This window comes from Xenophilus azovorans DSM 13620, assembly GCF_000745855.1.
Classification (GTDB): domain Bacteria; phylum Pseudomonadota; class Gammaproteobacteria; order Burkholderiales; family Burkholderiaceae_C; genus Xenophilus; species Xenophilus azovorans.
In genome coordinates this window covers 1-18,711 of sequence record NZ_JQKD01000043.1, presented here as the reverse complement: position 1 = coordinate 18,711, position 18,711 = coordinate 1, and the positions used below count along the sequence as shown (strand labels likewise).

18 protein-coding genes and 1 pseudogene are annotated in these 18,711 nt (G+C 64.1%); 3 read left to right on the top strand and 16 right to left on the bottom strand.

The window, feature by feature from the left end; translation table 11 throughout:
- From Q392_RS20375 to Q392_RS20335, 9 genes are read right to left on the bottom strand one after another with little or no spacing between them, the layout of a single operon-like run.
- Entirely contained in the window at positions 1-750 is a 750-nt protein-coding gene (locus tag Q392_RS20375) for an ABC transporter ATP-binding protein (protein WP_038211654.1), read from the bottom strand.
- A gap of 1 nt (position 751) precedes the next feature.
- Complete coding sequence (locus Q392_RS20370) at positions 752-1,768, bottom strand: branched-chain amino acid ABC transporter permease (RefSeq protein ID WP_084217244.1); 1,017 nt, start codon at positions 1,766-1,768, stop codon at positions 752-754.
- A 2-nt stretch (positions 1,769-1,770) separates the two neighbouring features.
- Positions 1,771-2,691, bottom strand: a complete 921-nt coding sequence (locus Q392_RS20365; RefSeq protein WP_026437487.1) for a branched-chain amino acid ABC transporter permease — start codon at positions 2,689-2,691, stop codon at positions 1,771-1,773.
- Positions 2,692-2,701: 10 nt separating this feature from the next.
- Positions 2,702-3,880, bottom strand: coding sequence for an ABC transporter substrate-binding protein (locus Q392_RS20360; protein ID WP_026437486.1), 1,179 nt, complete (start codon positions 3,878-3,880; stop codon positions 2,702-2,704).
- A 43-nt stretch (positions 3,881-3,923) separates the two neighbouring features.
- Positions 3,924-5,000, bottom strand: a complete 1,077-nt coding sequence (gene gtdA / locus Q392_RS20355; RefSeq protein WP_048805396.1) for a gentisate 1,2-dioxygenase — start codon at positions 4,998-5,000, stop codon at positions 3,924-3,926.
- Positions 4,997-5,866: a fumarylacetoacetate hydrolase family protein gene (locus tag Q392_RS20350; protein ID WP_026437485.1), complete on the bottom strand. Its 870-nt coding sequence runs from the start codon at positions 5,864-5,866 to the stop codon at positions 4,997-4,999. The genes gtdA and Q392_RS20350 overlap by 4 nt, the downstream gene beginning before the upstream one ends.
- 10 nt (positions 5,867-5,876) lie before the next feature.
- Complete coding sequence (locus Q392_RS20345) at positions 5,877-6,197, bottom strand: 2Fe-2S iron-sulfur cluster-binding protein (protein WP_026437484.1); 321 nt, start codon at positions 6,195-6,197, stop codon at positions 5,877-5,879.
- Positions 6,198-6,215: 18 nt separating this feature from the next.
- A complete protein-coding gene (locus tag Q392_RS20340; RefSeq protein ID WP_026437483.1) occupies positions 6,216-7,454 on the bottom strand; it encodes an NAD(P)/FAD-dependent oxidoreductase in 1,239 nt (412 codons plus the stop codon).
- Between the two features lie 7 nt (positions 7,455-7,461).
- Complete coding sequence (locus Q392_RS20335; protein ID WP_197719214.1) at positions 7,462-8,700, bottom strand: cytochrome P450; 1,239 nt, start codon at positions 8,698-8,700, stop codon at positions 7,462-7,464.
- A 134-nt stretch (positions 8,701-8,834) separates the two neighbouring features.
- On the opposite strand from Q392_RS20335, the gene Q392_RS20330 reads away from it, so the two are divergent.
- Both Q392_RS20330 and Q392_RS32925 read left to right on the top strand, forming a co-directional pair.
- Entirely contained in the window at positions 8,835-9,752 is a 918-nt protein-coding gene (locus Q392_RS20330; protein ID WP_026437481.1) for a LysR family transcriptional regulator, read from the top strand.
- Positions 9,753-9,827: 75 nt separating this feature from the next.
- Positions 9,828-9,976, top strand: a pseudogene (locus Q392_RS32925) (IS5/IS1182 family transposase); the annotation flags it as partial.
- 13 nt (positions 9,977-9,989) lie between these two features.
- Here the strand turns inward: Q392_RS32925 and Q392_RS20325 are convergent.
- The 7 genes from Q392_RS20325 to Q392_RS20295 are packed head-to-tail and all read right to left on the bottom strand — an operon-like array spanning position 9,990 to position 17,297.
- Positions 9,990-10,778: a citryl-CoA lyase gene (locus tag Q392_RS20325; RefSeq protein ID WP_026437480.1), complete on the bottom strand. Its 789-nt coding sequence runs from the start codon at positions 10,776-10,778 to the stop codon at positions 9,990-9,992.
- Positions 10,779-10,805: 27 nt separating this feature from the next.
- The gene (locus tag Q392_RS20320) at positions 10,806-11,645 is read right to left on the bottom strand and encodes an HpcH/HpaI aldolase/citrate lyase family protein (protein ID WP_026437479.1); all 840 of its coding nucleotides are present in this window, start codon (positions 11,643-11,645) and stop codon (positions 10,806-10,808) included.
- Positions 11,642-13,012, bottom strand: a complete 1,371-nt coding sequence (locus Q392_RS20315; protein WP_026437478.1) for an MmgE/PrpD family protein — start codon at positions 13,010-13,012, stop codon at positions 11,642-11,644. Before Q392_RS20315 ends, Q392_RS20320 begins: the two co-directional genes overlap by 4 nt.
- Before the next feature lie 19 nt (positions 13,013-13,031).
- Entirely contained in the window at positions 13,032-14,189 is a 1,158-nt protein-coding gene (locus Q392_RS20310; protein ID WP_080746171.1) for a CaiB/BaiF CoA transferase family protein, read from the bottom strand.
- 29 nt (positions 14,190-14,218) lie between these two features.
- Complete coding sequence (locus Q392_RS20305) at positions 14,219-15,376, bottom strand: acyl-CoA dehydrogenase family protein (RefSeq protein ID WP_122172629.1); 1,158 nt, start codon at positions 15,374-15,376, stop codon at positions 14,219-14,221.
- Between the two features lie 53 nt (positions 15,377-15,429).
- The gene (locus Q392_RS20300; protein ID WP_026437475.1) at positions 15,430-16,212 is read right to left on the bottom strand and encodes an enoyl-CoA hydratase-related protein; all 783 of its coding nucleotides are present in this window, start codon (positions 16,210-16,212) and stop codon (positions 15,430-15,432) included.
- A 29-nt stretch (positions 16,213-16,241) separates the two neighbouring features.
- Complete coding sequence (locus Q392_RS20295; protein WP_048805395.1) at positions 16,242-17,297, bottom strand: CaiB/BaiF CoA transferase family protein; 1,056 nt, start codon at positions 17,295-17,297, stop codon at positions 16,242-16,244.
- An 18-nt stretch (positions 17,298-17,315) separates the two neighbouring features.
- Between Q392_RS20295 and Q392_RS20290 the strand changes: the two genes are divergently transcribed.
- Positions 17,316-18,524, top strand: a complete 1,209-nt coding sequence (locus Q392_RS20290) for an IS4-like element ISBvi1 family transposase (protein WP_011517431.1) — start codon at positions 17,316-17,318, stop codon at positions 18,522-18,524.
- The last annotated feature ends 187 nt before the right edge of the window (positions 18,525-18,711 follow it).

Genomic DNA, 18,711 nt, shown 5'->3' with positions numbered 1-18,711 from the left:
TCAAACCGCTTCCTCGCCGAGATACACCGCGCGCACCTCGGGATGGCAGCGAATCTCGGCAGGGCTCCCAGTGAACATGACCTTGCCGTAGACGAGCACGGTGATGCGATCCGCGAGTACGAAGACCGCGTCCATGTCGTGCTCGATGAGAAGAATCGAGTAGCGTCGCTTGAACCGCTTCAGCAACGCAATCACTGAAGACGATTCCTGCGGGCTCATGCCCGCCATCGGTTCGTCGAGCAACAACAGCTTTGGACGGGCTGCGAGGCTCATCGCCAGCTCGAGCTGACGGCGCTCGCCGTAGCCCAGGTCGCCTGCACAGACATTGGCGCGGTCACCGAGACCAGCGGATTCGAGCGCTTCTTCCGCAGCGCCGCACGCCTCGGTGCGCGACAGCATGGGTCGCCACAACCGGAACGCGTGCTCGCGCGCGCCGAGGGCGGAAAGCACCGTGTTCTCGAGCACGGTGAACTCCTCGAAGACCGAAGTGATCTGATAGGAGCGCACCAGTCCCGCGCGGGCTCGCTCGTGGCAGGGCAGGTTGGTGATGTCGAAGCCTCCAAACACGATGCGTCCGCTGTTCGAGGCCAGTTCGCCAGAGAGTTGGTTGATCAGGGTGGTCTTGCCCGCGCCGTTGGGGCCGATCACCGCGTGGATCTCGCCCTCCTCGACGTCCAGAGAGACGGCGTCTGTCACCAGCAGGCCGCCGTAGCGCTTGACCAGAGACTCGGTCTGAAGCATGGTGGCCATGTCAACCCTCCCCGCCGTTTGCGTGCGTCGCCCTTGTGGGTTTCGCAGGTACGGGGGCTGGCCGCGCGGCGGCGTGGTCGAGCTTCTGCAGCAGGCCGATGATGCCGGATTTGCCTGCCAGGGCAATCAACAGGATCATGGGGCCCAGGACGACCATGGAGTGGTCGGTGTACCCCTTGATGATCTCCTCAAGCCCTAGCAGCACGAAAGCACCGAGCAAAGGGCCGAAGACGGTGCCCATGCCGCCCAGCACGACGATGACTATGAGTTCGCCCGACACGGTCCATGCCATCGTGCTCGGCGAAGCGAAGGCGTTCAGGTTGGCAAGCAGGAAACCTGCCAAGCCGCACAGCATCCCGGACATCACGTAAGCCGTGAGCCGATACTGCGAGACCGGCAGTCCGACAGTGGCGACGCGACGAGGGTTTTGTCGCGCGGCGCGCAGCACCATTCCGAAGGGTGCTGCGCGCAATTGAGCGAGGCACCAGGTCGCAAGTGCCAGCACCAAGAAGGCGCAAGCGTATACAGCGCCGGTGTCGCCAAGGTTCAGCGGCCCAAATCGACTGGCTTGGGCTATCGAGAGGCCGTCATCACCGCCGTAGCGTTTCAGGCTCACGAAGAGGAAGAAGCCCATCTGAGCAAAGGCAAGCGTGATCATGATGAACGCTATGCCGGAGGTGCGCAAGCTTATCGCGCCGGTCACCGCCGCGGCAACACCGCATACTCCAAACACGAGGATCAAGTGGACCCAGCCGTTGTCGATTCCGTGAAAGACCGGCAGCGCGACGCCGTATGCGCCTATGCCAAAGAAGAGCGCATGGCCGAAGCTGACCAGCCCGCCATAGCCCAGCACGAGGTTCAGCGCGCTTGCCGCGATTGCATAGATGATGATCCGCGCGAACAGCGCAATATAGAAGGGCTCGCCGATCGCCTGCGCGATGAAGGGCACCAGGGCCAGCACTGCGAAAAGGACGAGCGGCACCAGTGCGCTCGGTCGAGCCAGAGGATGTTGCAACATGGTCAGCCCCCCTTGGAAGGGAAGAGGCCTTGCGGGCGCCAGGCGAGCACTGCGGCCATGAGCACGTAAATGAGCATCGATGCAAGTGCTGGCCCTGCGGCGTCAGCGAAAGAGCGCTCGGTCACGAGGCGCAAAACGCTTGGCAGGAACGCGCGCCCGAGTGTGTCGACTGTGCCCACGATGAGTGCCGAATAGAATGCGCCGCCGACCGATCCAATCCCCCCGATGACGATCACGACAAGTGTCGTTATCAGCACCGGCTCGCCCATGCCGGACTGCACGGACAGGATCGGGCCGGCCATCACACCCGCTAGACCCGCGAGCATGGCGCCGAGTCCGAACAGCATGGCGTTGAGCAGCTTGATGTTCACGCCGAGCGCCGCGACCATTTTGGGGTTCACTGTGCCGGCGCGGATCAACATGCCGATTCGCGTCTTGTGGATCAGAAGGTAGGCGCCGACCGCAACCGAAACGCCAACCACAATGATTGCGAAGCGATAGGCCGGATAGGAAAAACCGAACAGGTTGATCGTACGGTCGAGTGTTTCGGGGACCTGCGTGAAATAGGGTTGTGCGCCCCAGATGATCTGCACGATTTCGTTGAAGAAGAGTACCAGGCCGAAGGTGGCCAGAACATGGTCTAGGTGGTCACGCAGATAGAGCCGCGAGACGGCCACCCACTCGAGCACAAGGCCCAGGAGAAGTGTGCCGGCCAACCCTGCGATCAGACCCAGCGCGAACGAGCCCGTCGCGTTGTATACGGTCGCAGAGAAGTAGGCGCCCAACATGTAAAGCGAACCGTGGGCCAAATTAACGAAACTCATGATTCCGAACACGAGCGTGAGTCCGGCAGCCAGCAGGAAGAGCAGGACGCCGTACTGCAACCCATTGAGCAACTGCGCGAGCAGCAGGTTTACACTCATCGCATCACTCCTACTTCAGTGGGCACTGCTGGTGGTACGCATCCTTGTGATTGCGCAAGGGAAACGTCAGCGTCCGCATGCTGACGCGGCCTTTTGCATCCTTCGCGATCTCGAAAACGGGTATGTCCTGGATCGGGAAGTTGTTGTTGTTGAACCGAAACGCTCCTCGTACTGATTTGAAATCCGCGTTCTTGAGGGCCGCCATGAATGCCGGTTTATCGGCTACGTCGCCTCGCACCTTGGCGATTGCCGCGTCGAGCAGCATGGCGGCGTCGTAGCTTTGCGCCGCGTACTGCGATGGGATGCGCTTGTAGCTGGCCTCGAACTCCTCGACAAAGCGCCGGCTTTCGGCGTTGTCGAAATCGGGCCCCCAGAACGAGCCGGAGATCGCGCCGAGCGCAGTGTCGCGCAGCGCTGGCAGAGTTGCCCCGTCGGTGGTGCCCGTGGACAGCAAAGGTATCTTGCCCATGAGGCCCGCCTGTTGGTACTGGCGTACGAAGTTGACGCCGAGTCCGCCTGGGTAGAACACGAACACGGCATCGGGCCGAATAGCTTCAAGCTTCGTGAGTTCGGCCGAGAAGTCCAGCTGGTTCAGCGGCGTATAGACTTCGTCGGCAAGTTCAGATTTGTAAAAGCGCTTGAAGCCGGCGATGTAGTCCTTGCCGGCCTGGTAGTTAGGTGCCAGCGCGACGACCCGCTTGTAGCCCTTGTCGGCGGCATATTTGCCCACCACCTCCGACAACATATCGTTCTGCCACGAGACTATGAATTGATAGGGCGAACACTGCGCGCCAGCGATGGGCGCTGGTCCCGCATTGGAGCCGACCAAGAAGACGCCCTTTTCGGTGATGGGTTTGTGGACGGCCATCATGATGTTCGAGAAGGTGATGCCGGTGATGATCGACACCTTGTCTTTATCGATCAGCTTGCGCGTGGCCTGCACCGCCACGTCGGGTTTGAGTTGCGAATCCTCCTTGAACAACTCCACCGGCACGCCGCCAAGCTTCCCGCCGTTGCGCTGCACGACCATCATGAATCCGTCATATTGGTCTTGCCCCAGCGCACTTTGTGGGCCCGACAGTTCGGCCAGGAAGCCGATCTTGATGGGAGTTTGTGCTTGCAGGGAGGGGCCGACGGCCAGGCTGGCGCATAGCAGCACGGTCTTGACCGAAGTCATCGTGAAAGTCATTTGGTGTCTCCTGGTGTGTTTGTGTTGGTGGTTCGATCAAGAATCAAAACCGCTCGCGCCAGAGGTCCAGCGCCTCCTGGACGGGACGATCCGAGAAACTAAAGAGCACGGTATCGGCCGATGCCTCCAGCCGGTAAGGCAGCCAGGAGGGGCAGACGAACACGTCCTTCGGTCCGAACGTCAGCACCTTGTCACCGGCCACACAGCGGCCAGAGCCCTCCACTACGGTATAGACCGTGGCGTCCGTGGCGCGATAGGATTCGCCCACGAAGCCTGCGGGCAGCAGCTGCATAAAGGTGCCAATGGTGGGCATCGCCCAGTCGCCCGTCACCGGGTTGGTGTATTGCAACTTGTGACCCCAGCACGGGTGCGGTGCTTCGCTGCGGCGCAGCGTCTCCAACGCCCCTCGCGTGCGTTCGTAGGGATACCAGAACAGCGGTGACGTGCGTGTCCGGCTCTTATAGCCTACAGGCTTCATCGTGTTGCCGAAGCGGGACAGCGTGAGGCCCGCCTCGCGGTCAACCGCCTGCACGGTGGTGCGCGGGCCGTCCTCACGGAACTGGGCATCAAGCAACTCTACAATAGGCAGATCGAGTCCATCCATCCATACCATCGGCTCGCCACTGTCGTTGCCGTGCTCGTGGAATGTCCACGATGGCGTGATCACAAAATCGCCTACGTTCATCGTGACGCGCTCGCCATCCACGGACGTGTAGGCACCCGCGCCGTGCATGATAAAACGCAGGGCCGATTGCGAGTGACGGTGCGACGGTGCGATCTCGCCCGGTAGGATGAACTGCAGACCGGCATAGAGGCTGTGCGTGATGCGCGTTTTTCCGCGAAGGCCTGGGTTTTCCAGCACGAGTACGCGGCGTTCCGCTTCCAGGGCTGAAATCAACTGGCCGCTTTCCTGCAGCCACGGCCAAACTTGCTTCCATTGCCACAGGTGGGGCAAGCACGGCGTGATCGGCTCCTTGGTGACGATGTCATGCAGAACTTCCCACAGCGGCGTGCAATGGGCCCGTCCGATGCGTTCGTAGAAGGCCTCGCGCTGGGTAGCGACGTCGGCTGTTGCTGCGCCGCCTGCATAAGCAGACGTCGGGAGGTTTAGTGTGTTCACGTGTCTCTCCTGGCGTTGCGGACGTCGACCGTCATGCGACCGATGCCTTCGATATCGACCGTGATCACGTCACCGTGCACCACCGGCCCAACGCCTTCGGGCGTGCCGGTGAACAGCAGATCACCTGGTTGCAACGTGTAATAGGACGAGGCCATTTCGATCAACGCTGGGATGTCCAGCACGAGATCGCGCGTGTTGGCCTTTTGGCGCGGCTCGCCTTGGACAGTGAGCCAGAAATCGAGCGCCTGCGGGTCGTCAATCTCGTCAGCAGTGACGAGCCAGGGCCCCACCACGGAATACGTGTCGATGGACTTGCGCAGACTGCGCTCCTGCGGGCCGCGAACTGTCATGTCCAGGCCGATCATGTAGGCCGCAATGTGATCGAACGCGTGCTCGCGCGGAATGTTGCGTCCGGCCTTGCCAATGACAGCGACGAGTTCGGCCTCGTGGTCGTTTCGGCGGTCAGGATGCTGGATCTCGATGCCGTGACCCGGCCCCACAACGGAGCTTGTCGCCTTGAGGAAGAGTCCGATCTTCTGGATTTCGGCGACCTGGCCGTTGTGGTGGATCTCGGCCTGCTCGCGGGCTTCTTCGAGATGCTTTTTGTAGTTGACGGGCGCCGCGATGACTTTCCCGGGATTCGCAACCGGAGCCAGCAGCCGGCGCCCCGCGAGCGGCAGCGTGGGCGACGACGGGGCGATTCGGCGAATTGCTTGGAGTACCTCGGGCAGGTGCGCGATCAGGGGATCGAAAATGGGCAGCGGATAGCGGTGATTTGGCAGAACGTCGAGCGCGGCAGTGACGTCGCGCACTGTGTCCCCGTCTACCAAGCCCAGGCGGTCGTTATCGAAGCGGCAAATCTTCATGGGATGTGTGTCAATGTTGCGATTCAGGAATAGACATCGAAAGGCCGTCGATCTCGGGGCCAACGATGAGACGACAGCTCAGACGGCTGGTGGGCTTGACCATGACCGCGAAATCAAGCATCTTGATTTCAAGTTCTGTTTTGGCCGGCAGACGTTCGGTCCACGCTTCGTCAACGTAGACATGGCAGGTGGCGCAGGCGCAGGCGCCGCCGCACTCGGCGTCGATGCCCGGCACATTCGCGGCTACGGCAGCCTCCATCACCGAAGCGCCGTCCTTGGCCTGCAACTCAATGGTCTCGCCCTCGGCCGTTTGAAAGTAAAGAGTCGTCATGTGAGTGGATGATCCTTGTCAAGTTTGAGTAACGAGCTCGCGCAGCGACACACGGTCGTCGCACAGGGTCGCGCGTTCGATGAAACGGCCGCTGCGGATGAGCTGTCGAGCGGCCATGAAGTCTTCCGGCGCGTCAAGTGTCTCGACCGCGGTGACGCGCCCATCCCGAAGGTGCCAAGCCGCAAACGCCAACCGCTTTTCTGCGACGGATCGAAGAATGATCTCGTCGCCGGCAGCCGAGCGGCCTGCTACTTGGATCCGGCAGCCGAACTGATCCGACCAGAACCATGGCACCGGGGCTGGGGGAATCGGCTTGCCGGCCAATACAGCGGCAGCGCACTTGGCCTGATCCGTCGCGTTTTGCACGGATTCCAGCCTTATCGGAGGCTCGCCATCACCAAGAACCTGCTCGGTGCAGTCACCGATGGCCCAGACATGCGGATCACTCGTACGGCACGCAGCGTCGATGCGTATTCCTTGCCCACATGCAATTCCTGCCTGCTGCGCCAGTTCAATGCGCGGCGCGGCGCCTATACCCACCACGAGCGCATCGGCGGTGAAGCTTTCGTCGGTGGTCGTCAAACGGACAGGGTTCCTGGCATTGGTCGCAGCGGAGACCTCGACGGCCCGCACGGTGGCCCCCAGGCACAGCCGCACGCCATGCTGCGCGTGCAGCCGCTGCACGGCCACAGACATGGCTGTCCCGACCGACCGCTGGAGCACGCGTGGAGCGGCTTCGAAGACAGCTACCTCAATGCCCCGCTGCGCCGCTGATGCCGCCACCTCCAGTCCAACATAACCCGCACCGAGCACGGCAAGTCGCCGCACGTTCGTGAGCCGCTCGCCGAGGGCCTGCGCATCGTCCCAACTCCTCAGTGTGAACACGTGTGGCGAAACGTCGGCCAAGCCCGGCCAGCGACGCGCGCGCGCACCCGTCGCCAGCACCAAGTGCTCATATTCGATAGCCTGACCATCGTCGAGTCGCAGAACGCGCGCGGCGCGGTCCAGTTCGATAGCGCGGCGGCCGAGAATCTGCCGGCACCGCTGCGAATCGTAGAAGGACGTGGGCCGCAGCAACAGATCCGCCAAGGTCGCTCCGCGGCGCAAACAGTCCTTGCTCAAAGGCGGCCGCTGGTACGGCAAATAAGGCTCGGCCCCCACGAGGGTCAGCGGCTCGGCATGGCCCAGCTGCCGCAGCGATGCGATCAACTGGCAGGCTGCCTGCCCTGCGCCCACCACCACTATCCCGGCACTCATGGCGCAGTCAATAGAGTCGCACGCGCATCGACTGGATGCCGCGGAACCGCGCGCTTCGGGCGAAGACGGGCTCATCGATGAGCTGCATGCTCGGGAAGTGCCGTGCGAGCGCCGGCAATGCCTCGGCCGCCTCCATGCGGGCGAGCGGTCGGCCGAGGCACACATGGATACCCGCACCGAAGGCCAAGTGGGCGTTGGGTTGCCGCGTGAGTTGCAGGCGGTCCGGATCGGCGAACACACGCTCGTCGCGATTGGCGGACACTTGCGCGAAGATGACTTCAGTGTCGGCAGGGATCGTCCCAGAAGGCACCTGTACCTCTTGCGTCGTGCGCCGCCCCTGCAACTGCAGCGGCGTGGTGTAGCGCAGGCACTCCTCCACCCCCGGGCCAATGACGGACGGCTCCTTGGCCAGCAGGGCCATTTGGTCGGGATGCTTCATCAATGCCAGAGTAGAAAGCCCGATCAGGTTGGTCGTGGTCTCGTGCCCTCCATTGAGAACGAGGATGCACATGTGTGCCATTTCCACTTCACTGATTGGCGGGTTGCCGCGCTTCTCGGCGGCGACCAGTGCACTGATAATGTTCGTCGGCATGTCTTCCACTGGCTGTCGGCGCCAATAGTTAAAGTGCTCGGACAGGTAGTCTTTGAACTTGCGAGTCGCTTCGTGGCCGGCGGCGATCGCTTCGGCGCTGACGGCTGGATTGAGGGGAAACAGTACCTGCGCGCCGAGGTCCCGGATCAATGGGCCGTCGCTGCGCGGCACACCGAAGATGTCGCAGATCACTTGGATCGGGATACGTGACGAGAACTCGGCGACGAAGTCGATCTCGCGCTTCTCGCGCACCTCCTCGATGAGCCGTTCGACGATCTCTCGAACCGCCGTGCGCAGCCGCTCTATCGATGACGGCGTGAAGAACGGATTGACGATGTCGCGCAACCGGTCGTGATCGGGCGGGTCGCGGAACAGCATCGACGAGGTGTGATGCTCAAGAAGCGGCCCCTCGCCGAACTTCTTCGCATAGGCTTCGGCGCGGTTCACCCGACCGCTCAGGTCGCGCCACACCGCCTTGACGTCGTCGTAGCGCGTCAGCAATACCGAGCCATCGCTGTTCCAGAGAAGCGGTTCGTTATCACGCAAGGCTTTATAGAACGGGGCCGGGTCGCGGTAATACGCGTCCGGCAGGTTGAATAGGTCGAACCTGCTACCGGGCGCAGTGGGTCTGGCCATCATTTCAGTTGTACTCATCGTAGTCTCCTGGCATCTGCAGCGTCTGTCGCATGCTGATTGGAAGCAGTGTAGGATTCGTTGCTTTATCCGCCAATACAATACGAAGAATTTCAAGTATTGTTTCTACAGATGAGGATGCTTTTGCTGGGCTTATGACCAAGACCTTCGACTTGAATCTGCTGTCTCTTTTGGTCGCTTTGGACGACTGCCGCAGCGTTACCCGCGCCGCGCTGCGTTTAGGCATGAGTCAGCCGGGCCTCAGTACGGCGCTCGGGCGCCTTCGTAAGCACTTCGACGACCCGATGTTCGTTCGCACTCCGGAAGGTATGCAGCCGACTCCACGCGGTGTGGCAGCAGCAAAGGAGGCTCGCCACATCCTGCAGCGCGTCTATGAGAACGTACTGGACGCCCCGCGATTCACGCCGGCCGAGACGACCACGGAGTTTTGCCTAGCGATGCCAGACGTGGCCGAAATGATCTTTGCGCCAGGGCTCATCCAAGCCTTGCAGCAGCTAACACCTCATGCCTCAATGCGCACCTCTTCGTACGATCCGCAAAGTCTGGAACAGGCTATGGAGTCGGGGCAGGTGGACATTGCGCTCGGCTATTTTCCTGACCTCAAAAGCAACCGCTTTTTCAAGCAGCGGCTGAGGATGCACGGCTTCTCATGCATGCTGCGCAAAGGACATCCTGCGGCTCAACAAATGAGCAAGTCCAGGTACTCGGAACTCGACCACGTGCTGGTCGATACACCGATCAGGAGTCAGGAACTCGTGGACAATTTTCTGGATCGTCGCGGCGTTGTCCGGAGAATTCGCATGCGCACCACGCACTATCTCACACTTCCAGCAATTGTTGCCGCCACGGATCTTGTCGCGACAGTCCCGACCGCAGTCGGCGCACACTTTGCAAAGCTTGGTCAGGTTGAACTCGTCCCTCCGCCCTACGACATCCCTCAATTTCCGATCCAGCAACATTGGCACCGTCGCTATGACAAGGACCCCCGTCATCGTTGGTTCAGAGACAGAATCGCCGCGCTGTTCGGGCCGGGATCTAACTTTTTTTTGTGAAAGGGTTTTGTTGAACAAATCCCCAGCCCAAGGCAGGTACACCGTCCACGTTGAATCCGCTTGATCTGTGGTTGAGTGTCACTTCAGCCCAATCGAGTCCAGCCCCACGACAAGACCACCAACTGGAGCGAGTACAACGCCGCATTCAAATCCCGAGAGTCACTGACCATCTTGCTGGACCGTGGCATGCAGTGGTACGCCCCACGCAGGGCAAGCGCGGCCGCTAGCCGCGGCGCTTCAGGCGCCTTGTGGCCTGATGTGCTGGGTGGCCTCGTCTTCGACACGTTGCCAGATCTCGACCGCGATCGGGTTGTGGCTCTCTTCGAGGATATGGCCCACCAGCCCGATGGCGCGCGCGAAGACGCCGATGCCGCGCACGATTTTCCATGGCAGCCCGAGTTCGCAGCTGATGGCGCCGATGGCGCCGGTCGCATTGACGGGAAGCGACTTGCCAGCGACGCGTTCGGCCTCGGCGCAGATCAGTTGTTCGAGCCGGATGTAGTCCCCAGAAAAGCCGTTGTCGGCGGCGATCTGGAACAGGCGCGGGGCACGCGGATCGACCGGCTTGTGCAAGGGATGGCCGAGCCCGGGAATGATCTGGCCGCGGGCACGAAAGGCGGCCACGGTGTCGCGGGCGATGCGTTCCAGATCGGCGCCCTGGGTGCCCGGCGGAAGTGCCTCGTACAGCATTTTGGCGGTGCCTTCGGTGCTGCCGACGAACACGCTGCCCAGGCCGCACAAGCCGGCCGCCACCGCCGCCTGCAGCGATTCGGGCGCACCGGCGTAGGTCAGACGCGCGGCCAATGCGCTCGGCGTGATGCCGTGCTCGACCAGCGTCACCGCAATGGCGTTGAACACGTTTGATTCCTGCGGCGTCGGCATGCGCCCGAGGATCTGCAGGAAGGCCATGTCACCCAGGTTGAGATGGCCGAGGATCTCGTCGGGCAGGCTCTTGCCGTGCACTTCGATGCGGTCGGGGGTGCTCCAGGCGATGTCGGAGCGGATGGGCTTGTTTTTGCGGGCCATGAGGGGCTCCAGTCGGGTCAATGAAAATCAGGCTTTCAAGCCGGCGCTGCGCAGCACGGCGCGCGCGCGCTGGACCACCGGCAGGTCCACCATCTGGCCGTCCACGGCCACGGCGGCGCCGCCAGCCGATGCAAATGCTTCGCAGACGCGGCGCGCCCAGTCCAGCCGCTCGGGGGTGGGCGTGAACACCGCCTGAACGGCAAGCACCTGCTTCGGGTGGATGCACAGCTTGGCGCCAAAGCCGAGTCGCCGCGCGCGTTCGGTGTCGGCCTGCAAGCGGTGCAGGTCGTCGATCGCGGTGCTGACGCCATCGACCGGCGCGGCCAGCCCGGCCAGCCGCGAAGCCAGCACCATTTGGGAGCGGAAAGCCAGCAGCTCGGTCTCCCCGCCATCGGGCGCGCAGTCGATGCCCAGATCGAGCGCCAGATCGACGCTTCCAAAAGTCAGGCGAATCACGCCCGGCACGCGCGCAATGCTGTGCATGTCCTGCAGACCGCGCGCCGACTCGATGATCGGCAACACGTCCTTGTAGGTGGCCTCGACCACGGTGCAGGCGGCGTCGATGCCCTCGGCCTTGGGCAGCATCACCGCCGCCACGCCAGGATGACGACACAGTTCGAGGTCGTCCTCAAACCAGGGGGTGCCAGCGGCATTGATGCGAACCACCAGCGGCGTGGCTTCGTCCAGTTGCGCCGCCAGCGCCTCGCGCGCGCGCACCTTGGCCTCGGGGGGCACGGCGTCTTCCAGATCGACGATGACCACGTCCGCTCCGCTGGCACGGGCTTTGGCATGGCGCTCGGGTCGATCGGCGGGCACGAAGAGGTAGGCGCGTGGCACGGCGCGCGGGGCGGCGGTGTTGGCTGTCATGCGCGCGCTTCCAGCCAGCGGCCCATGCGCGGCGCCTCGGCCACGGTCCAGACGCGCGCGATCAGCGCCTCCATTTCTTGCGGCGTGGCGCCCTTGCCGTAGGCCGCCAGGCGCTGTGCCTTGTCTTCCAGTTCGCCGCGTGTCAGGGTGTTGCCGGGATCGCCCTTGGGCTCGTCGACGCGCGCGCTCAGCGTGCGGCCATCGCGCGTCGCCACGCTCACCTTGCCAATCCAGCGCTGCGGATAGGCCCGGTCCACCTCGGCGTCCAGCTGCATCGTGACCCTATCGCGCAGGGCCGCCACGCGCGGCGCGAGGAAATGCTGCTCGAATTCGTTCAGCCCGGCGTGGCCGTACTCGACCGCCAGCGCAAGCACCGTGCCCATCGAAAACTTGGCCTGGTGCACGGTGGCGGGCACGGTGACGCGGCCCAGCACGTCGATGGCGCCCTGATGCACATGGGTGGTCACCGCGGCGATATCGTCGGCCTTGAGCCCATGCGTTTGCATCAGCGCGAGCAGCGCGTCGGCGCTGGGGTGGGTATGACGGCACGAGGCGTGGTACTTGAACGAGGTATCCGCCGTGGCCCAGCGCTGCCCCAGCCGGTCGGTGAGCCGCGCCGGATCGGCATCGCTGGACATGCCCGCGGCCATGCCTTGCGGCCCTTCCAGAATCTGGCGCGCGCCGGTCAAGCCACTTCGTGCCAGGCAGGCGCAGGCCAAACCGCTGGACGCCGCATGCGCGGTGTGCAGTGGCTTGGAGTCGGCCGCGTCGCGCAGGAACTCCCACAGGCCGGCGGCTTGTGTGCCGGCGCTGCCGAAGGCATGCAGCATGGTCGGCGCGTCCAGTCTGAGCAGCCGCCCGGCGGCCGCAGCGGCGGCCAGGGTGCCTGCGGTGGCGGTGGTGTGAAAGATGCGGTAGTGCGAGCGGCCGAGGAACTCGCCCACGCGGATGCCGACCTCATAGCCCGCCACCACGGCGGCCAGAAACTCACGGCCACTCGCGCCGATGTCTTGCGCCATGGCCAGCGCCGCCGGGAACACGACGGCCGCGGGATGGAACACCGAGCCGTTGTGCACGTCGTCCTGCTCGGCGAAGTGCGAGGCGGCCGCGTTGACCATCGCGGCGAAATGGGGCGAGGTGGCGCGGCGCGAGATCAACACTTCGGCGCGGCCCGAGTCCGGTCCCATGGCGCGGGCGTAAGCCTCGATGGCCTCGACCGGCCGCGCGCCCTTGCCGGCCAGTGCCGAGGCGTACCAGTCGAGGAACAGGTCTTCGGCGCGGCGCAGCACCGGCGTCGGGATCGCGTCAAATTGCAGACCGGCGGCAAAGGCGGCCAGCGTCGCGCTCGGGGTTTTGTCTTGGGTCATGATTCGTTCACACCTCTTCTCAGATGGCCTTGTCCGCTCGCAGCCGGGCGATGTCGGGCGCGCCGTAGCCGAGTTCGGTGAGGATGGCTTCGGTGTGTTCTCCCAGGGCGGGCACCGGCCCCATGGGCGGTGGCTCGCCGTGGCTGAGATGGTGTGGCGGGTACAGCGCCGGCAATGGGCCGCCGGGCGAGTCAATCCCGGTCCAGCGCCCGCGCGCCGCCAATTGCGGGTGCTTCCACAGGTCAGCCAGCTCATTGAGCTGGCCATTGGCGATTTGCGCCGCATCGAGCCGTTCGACCAATTGCGCCGCCGTCAAGGTGGTGCACACGCCTTCGATGATGCCGCGCAATGTCTCGCGTTGGGCCAGTCGCTTGGCGTTGCCCAGGTACCGGGTGGCCAGATCGGGCAGTTGCAGCACCTGGTTGCAGAAAGTGGCCCATTCGCGGTCGTGCTGCACCGCCAGCACCACCTGCTTGCCGTCGCCGCAGGTAAAGGGGCCGTAGGGGTAAATGGCGGCGTGCGAGGCGCCAGCGCGCGGCGGCGGCGGCTGGCCGTCCAGCGTGTAGTAGAGCGGGAAGCCCATCCATTCGGACATGGCTTCGAGCATGGAGATTTCGAGCCGTTGGCCACGACCGGTGCGGCCGCGCTCCAGCAGGGCGGCCAGAACACTGCTGTAGGCGTACATGCCGGCGGCGATGTCGGCAATCGACAGGCCGGCCTTGGACGGCTGCTCCGGCGTGCCGGTCACCGACACGAAACCGGCTTCGCTCTGGATCAGCAGGTCGTAGGCTTTTTTCTCGGTGTAGGGCCCGCCGTCGCCGTAGCCCGAAATGTCGCACACCACGATGCGCGGATGGACCGGCGCCAGGCTGGCGTGGTCCAGTCCCATGCGCGTGGCGGCGCCGGGCGCCAGGTTCTGCACCAGCACGTCGGCCCGCTCGACCAGCTTTTGCAACACGGCACGGGCGCCGGGATGCTTGAGGTCGAGTGTCAGGCTTTCCTTGGAGCGGTTGCACCAGACGAAGTGCGAGGCCAGGCCGTGGGCCCGGGTGTCGTAGGCGCGGGCGAAGTCGCCTTCACCCGGGCGCTCGACCTTGATGACCCGCGCGCCGAGGTCCGCGAGCTGACGGGTGCAGAACGGCGCGGCAATCGCGTGCTCCAGCGTGACGATCAACATTCCTTCCAATGGGCGCATGGTCATGGCTTTCAGAATGAACGTGGCAGCCCGAGCACGTGCTCGGCCACGTAGCTCAGGATCAGGTTGGTGGAGATCGGCGCCACCTGGTACAGCCGGGTTTCGCGGAACTTGCGCTCGACGTCAAATTCGCAGGCAAAGCCAAAACCGCCGTGTGTCTGAATGGCGGTGTTGGCCGCCTCCCAGGAGGCTTTGGCTGCCAGGTACTTGGCCATATTGGCCTCGGCCCCGCAGGGTTGGTGGGCGTCGAACAGTTCGCAGGCACGCCAGCGCATCAGGTCGGCGGCTTCGGTCTCGATGTGGGCTTCGGCCAGCGGGAACTGCACGCCCTGGTTCTGCCCGATCGGGCGGTCAAACACGCGGCGCTCGCGGGCATAGCGGGCACTGCGCTCGACGAACCAGCGGGCGTCGCCGATGCACTCGGCGGCGATCAGGGTGCGCTCGGCGTTGAGGCCGTCCAGGATGTACTTGAAACCTTTGCCCTCCTCGCCGATCAGGTTCTCGGCCGGGATTTCGAGGTTGTCGAAAAACAGCTCATTGGTCTCGTGGTTGACCATATTGCGGATTGGGTTCACCGTCATGCCTTTGCCAATCGCCTGGTGCAGGTCAACGATGAAGATCGACATGCCTTCGGATTTGCGCTTGACCTCGGCCAGCGGGGTGGTGCGCGCCAGCAAAATCATCAGGTCGGAGTGCTGGATGCGCGAGATCCAGACTTTCTGGCCATTGACCACATAGCGGTCGCCCCGCTTGACGGCGGTGGTCTTGATCTTGGTGGTGTCGGTGCCCGTGGTCGGCTCGGTCACGCCCATGGACTGCAGCCGCAGATCGCCGCTGGCGATTCTGGGCAGGTAGAGGCGCTTTTGTGCTTCCGAGCCGTGGCGCAGCAAGGTGCCCATGTTGTACATCTGGCCGTGGCAGGCGCCGGCGTTGCCGCCGCAGCGGTTGACCTCTTCCATCACCACCGAGGCTTCGGCCAGACCCAGGCCGGCGCCGCCGTATTCCTGCGGAATCATCACCGCCAGCCAGCCGGCCCGGGTCAGCGCGTCGACACACGCCTCGGGGTAGGCACGGGCGTCGTCTATCTTGCGAAAATACTCATCGGGGAAGCGTTTGAAGAGATCGCGCAGTGCCTGGCGCAACTCGGGATGGCGTTCTTGGTTCGTCATGTTCAATCTCTAGAGATCCAGCCGGGCAGCGCCGGCTGGAGTGCGCATATCCTTCAACGGAATTTGCTGAAATCGGGCTTGCGTTTTTCCAGAAAAGCGCTGGCCCCTTCCTGTTGCTCGCCGGTGTTGAAATAGTTGGGCGCCACTTCCTGGATCAGGTCGTTCATGTCCCGGCCCATGATCGGGGCCATGTGGTGGTAGAACGAACGCTTGACAATCTTCAGGCAGGTGGGGGAGAGCGACAGCAGTTCGTCGCAATACTTCCGCACCTCCGCGTCGAGCTGAGCCATCGGCACCACCGCGTTGGCCAGACCCCAGTCAAAGGCTTGCTGCGCGCTGTAGCGGCGGCACAGCATCCACAGCTCGCGCGCCCGCTTGTGGCCCAGCACGTTGGCCGCGTGCGCGACGATGTAGCCACCCGCCGGCGAGCCGACGCGGGGCCCGTTCTGACCGAAGATCGCGTGCTCGGCGGCAATCGTGAAGTCACAAAAGTAGGCGATGTGGTGGCCGGCGCCAATGGCATAGCCGTTGACCCGCGCGATCACCGGCTTGGGGCATTCGGCGATCTGGCGGTTGAAGTTGAACTCCAGGTCCTGCAGGCCGCTCTTGCCGCCTTCGCCCTTTTCCCAGTTGACATCGCCGCCGACGCAAAAGGCGCGCTCGCCGGTGCCGGTCAGCACGATCACGCCGACCTTCGGGTCGTTGCCGGCCTGGGCCAGCAGCCGCTCCATGTCCTTGATCGTGTCACCGGTGAAGGCATTGAGCGTCTTGGGCCGGTTGATGGTGATGGTGGCGACGAAGTTCTTGACTTCGTAAATGACTTCCTGGTCCGACATGCCTGGCGCTCCTGTAAAAGTTGGGGGATCTACTGATGACGATGGTTCAATTCGGGTGCCACCACGCCGTCTTTCACGAATTGATCCACCTCGGCCGGGCTGTAACCCAGCTCGCCGAGAATGTTCCGGCTGTGCTCGCCCAGCTTGGGCGGTGGCGCCATGGCGTCGGGTCGGCGCATGCCCGCGGCGAGCTGCGCTGGAAAGGGGATCAGCGGCAGGCCCGGCAGCGCCGGATGCTCGACAAAGCGGGCGGCCAGCACCGGGTCGGCCATGGCCTGGGACACCGTGTTCACCGGGCCACAGGGAACGTCGGCCGTCGCGAAGGCGGCCAACCAGGTGGCCGCCGGACGGGTGATGAAAATCGACTCCAGTTCGGCCAGCAGCGCCGGCCGGTTGGCAATGCGCGCGGCGTTGCGCTGGTAACGCGGATCGGTGAGCCACTCGGGCCGCTCGATGACGCCACAAAACCGCTTGAACGCCGCTTCATTGACCACCGACACGCTGAACCAGGCACCGTCGGTGCCGCGAAAGTGCCGGCTCGGCACGGCAATCGGCAGGTTCACCGAGCGAATCGGCTCGCGCTGCTCAATCGCATATTCACCCACCTTGCTCGCCATGAAATTGAACATGGTGTCCACCAGCGACAGCTCCACGCGCTGCCCCAGGCCGGTCTGCTGCCGGTGCATCACCGCGGCCAGCACGCCCAAAGCGCCGCACATGCCGGACGCCACATCGATGATCGGCAAGCCGATGCGGACCGGTGGGTCCCCGGCCTCGCCACTGGCATAAAAGGCCCCCGTCATGCCCTGCACCACGCTGTCGACCGAGGGCCTGAGCCGGTAGTCGCTCTGCTCACCGAAGGCGCTGACCATGTAATACACCAGCGTCGGGTTGATGCGCCGCACCGCGTCGTAGTTCAGCGCATGGGCCTCGGCAAAGTCGGGGCGAAAATTGTGCACCAGCACCTGGGCTTTTGAAATCAGCCGCTCCAGCACCGCGCGCCCGGCCGGCGTGCGTATCTCCAACGCGATCGACTCCTTGCCCCAATACTGTTCAGATAGTATTTTTAAAGCCATAATCCTCATCCATCGAAGCTTCAATGGATGAGGGTGATGGCCAGAACACGCAAGACGCTGCCGTCGAGAGTTGACGTTGCGCATTTGATCAGCGCCGGGGTGCTGGCCAGCGTGTGTCCACGGACGTTGATCGAAGAAGTGTTGGCCGAGACCGGCAAGGCCAGCCAGCGGGAGCGGCTGCTGCCCGCGCCGGCAGTGGTGTATTACGTGATGGCGCTGGCGCTGTGGCGCGAAGCGCCGCTGGAGGAAGTGCTGCGCGTGGTGTGCGAAGGCCTGCAATGGCTCGGCGGCGGCCACACTGAGGCGGTGCAGGCCAGCAAGTCCGCGATCTCGCAGGCGCGCAGCCGGCTGGGCCCCGAGGTCATGCGCCAATTGGCCGATCGGGTGCTGCGCCCGCTGGCCGCGCCGGGGGCGCCAGGGGCGTGGTACCGGGGATTGCGCGTGATGGCCCTGGACGGCAGCTGCATGGACGTGGCCGACGAGGCGGCCAACGCCAAGTTCTTCGGCTACCCGGGCGCCTCGCGCGGCCAAAGCGCCTTCCCGCAGGCGCGCGTTCTGGGCCTGGTGGAATGCGGCACGCACGCGGTGGTGGCAGCCGGCATCGCACCCTACGGCCACAGCGAGCAGGTCATGGCCGCCCAGTTGCTGCCCGCCAAGCTCACGCCCGAGATGCTGGTGCTGGCCGACCGCAACTTCTACGGCTTCAAGCTCTGGCAGACCGCCTGCGCTACGGGCGCCAAGCTGGCCTGGCGGGTCAAATCCAACCTCAAGCTGCCGGTAGAGCAGATGTTGCCCGATGGCTCGTACCTGAGCCGCGTGTTCGACAGCGACGACCGCGCGCGGCGCGCAGGGCAAACGGTGCGTGTGATCGACTACGCGCTCGAGGGCTCGGCCACGCCGGCGCAGGGCAGCTACCGGCTGCTGACCAACCTCCTGGACCCCGATGCGGCGCCGGCCCTGGAGCTGGCCGCGCTGTACCACGAGCGCTGGGAGATCGAGGGGGTGTTCGATGAGTTCAAGACGCATTTGCGCGCCAACAGCACGGTGCTGCGCAGCAAGACGCCCGAGCTGGTGCAGCAGGAGCTGTGGGGGCTGCTGCTGGCGCACTTTGCGATTCGCCAGTTGATGGCGCAGGCGGCCTGGGCGCGCGAACTCGATCCGGATCGCCTGAGCTTCATGCACGCCGTGCGCGTGATCAAGCGCAAGATGCCGCAAGCTGCGGCCGTTTCCCCCTGAGCGTTTGCCTGCCTGGCGCGAGGCCCTGCTGGCCGAGATCGCGCGCGGGCGCTGCGTGAGCAGTCGTGGGCGCCTGAACCCGCGCGGCGTCAAGCGCAAGATGAGCAACTTCAATGTTCGGCATCGCGGCGCAGCGCTCCATTTGCGGCATCAGCCAGTGCCGGTGCTTCGTATCTGAACAGTATTT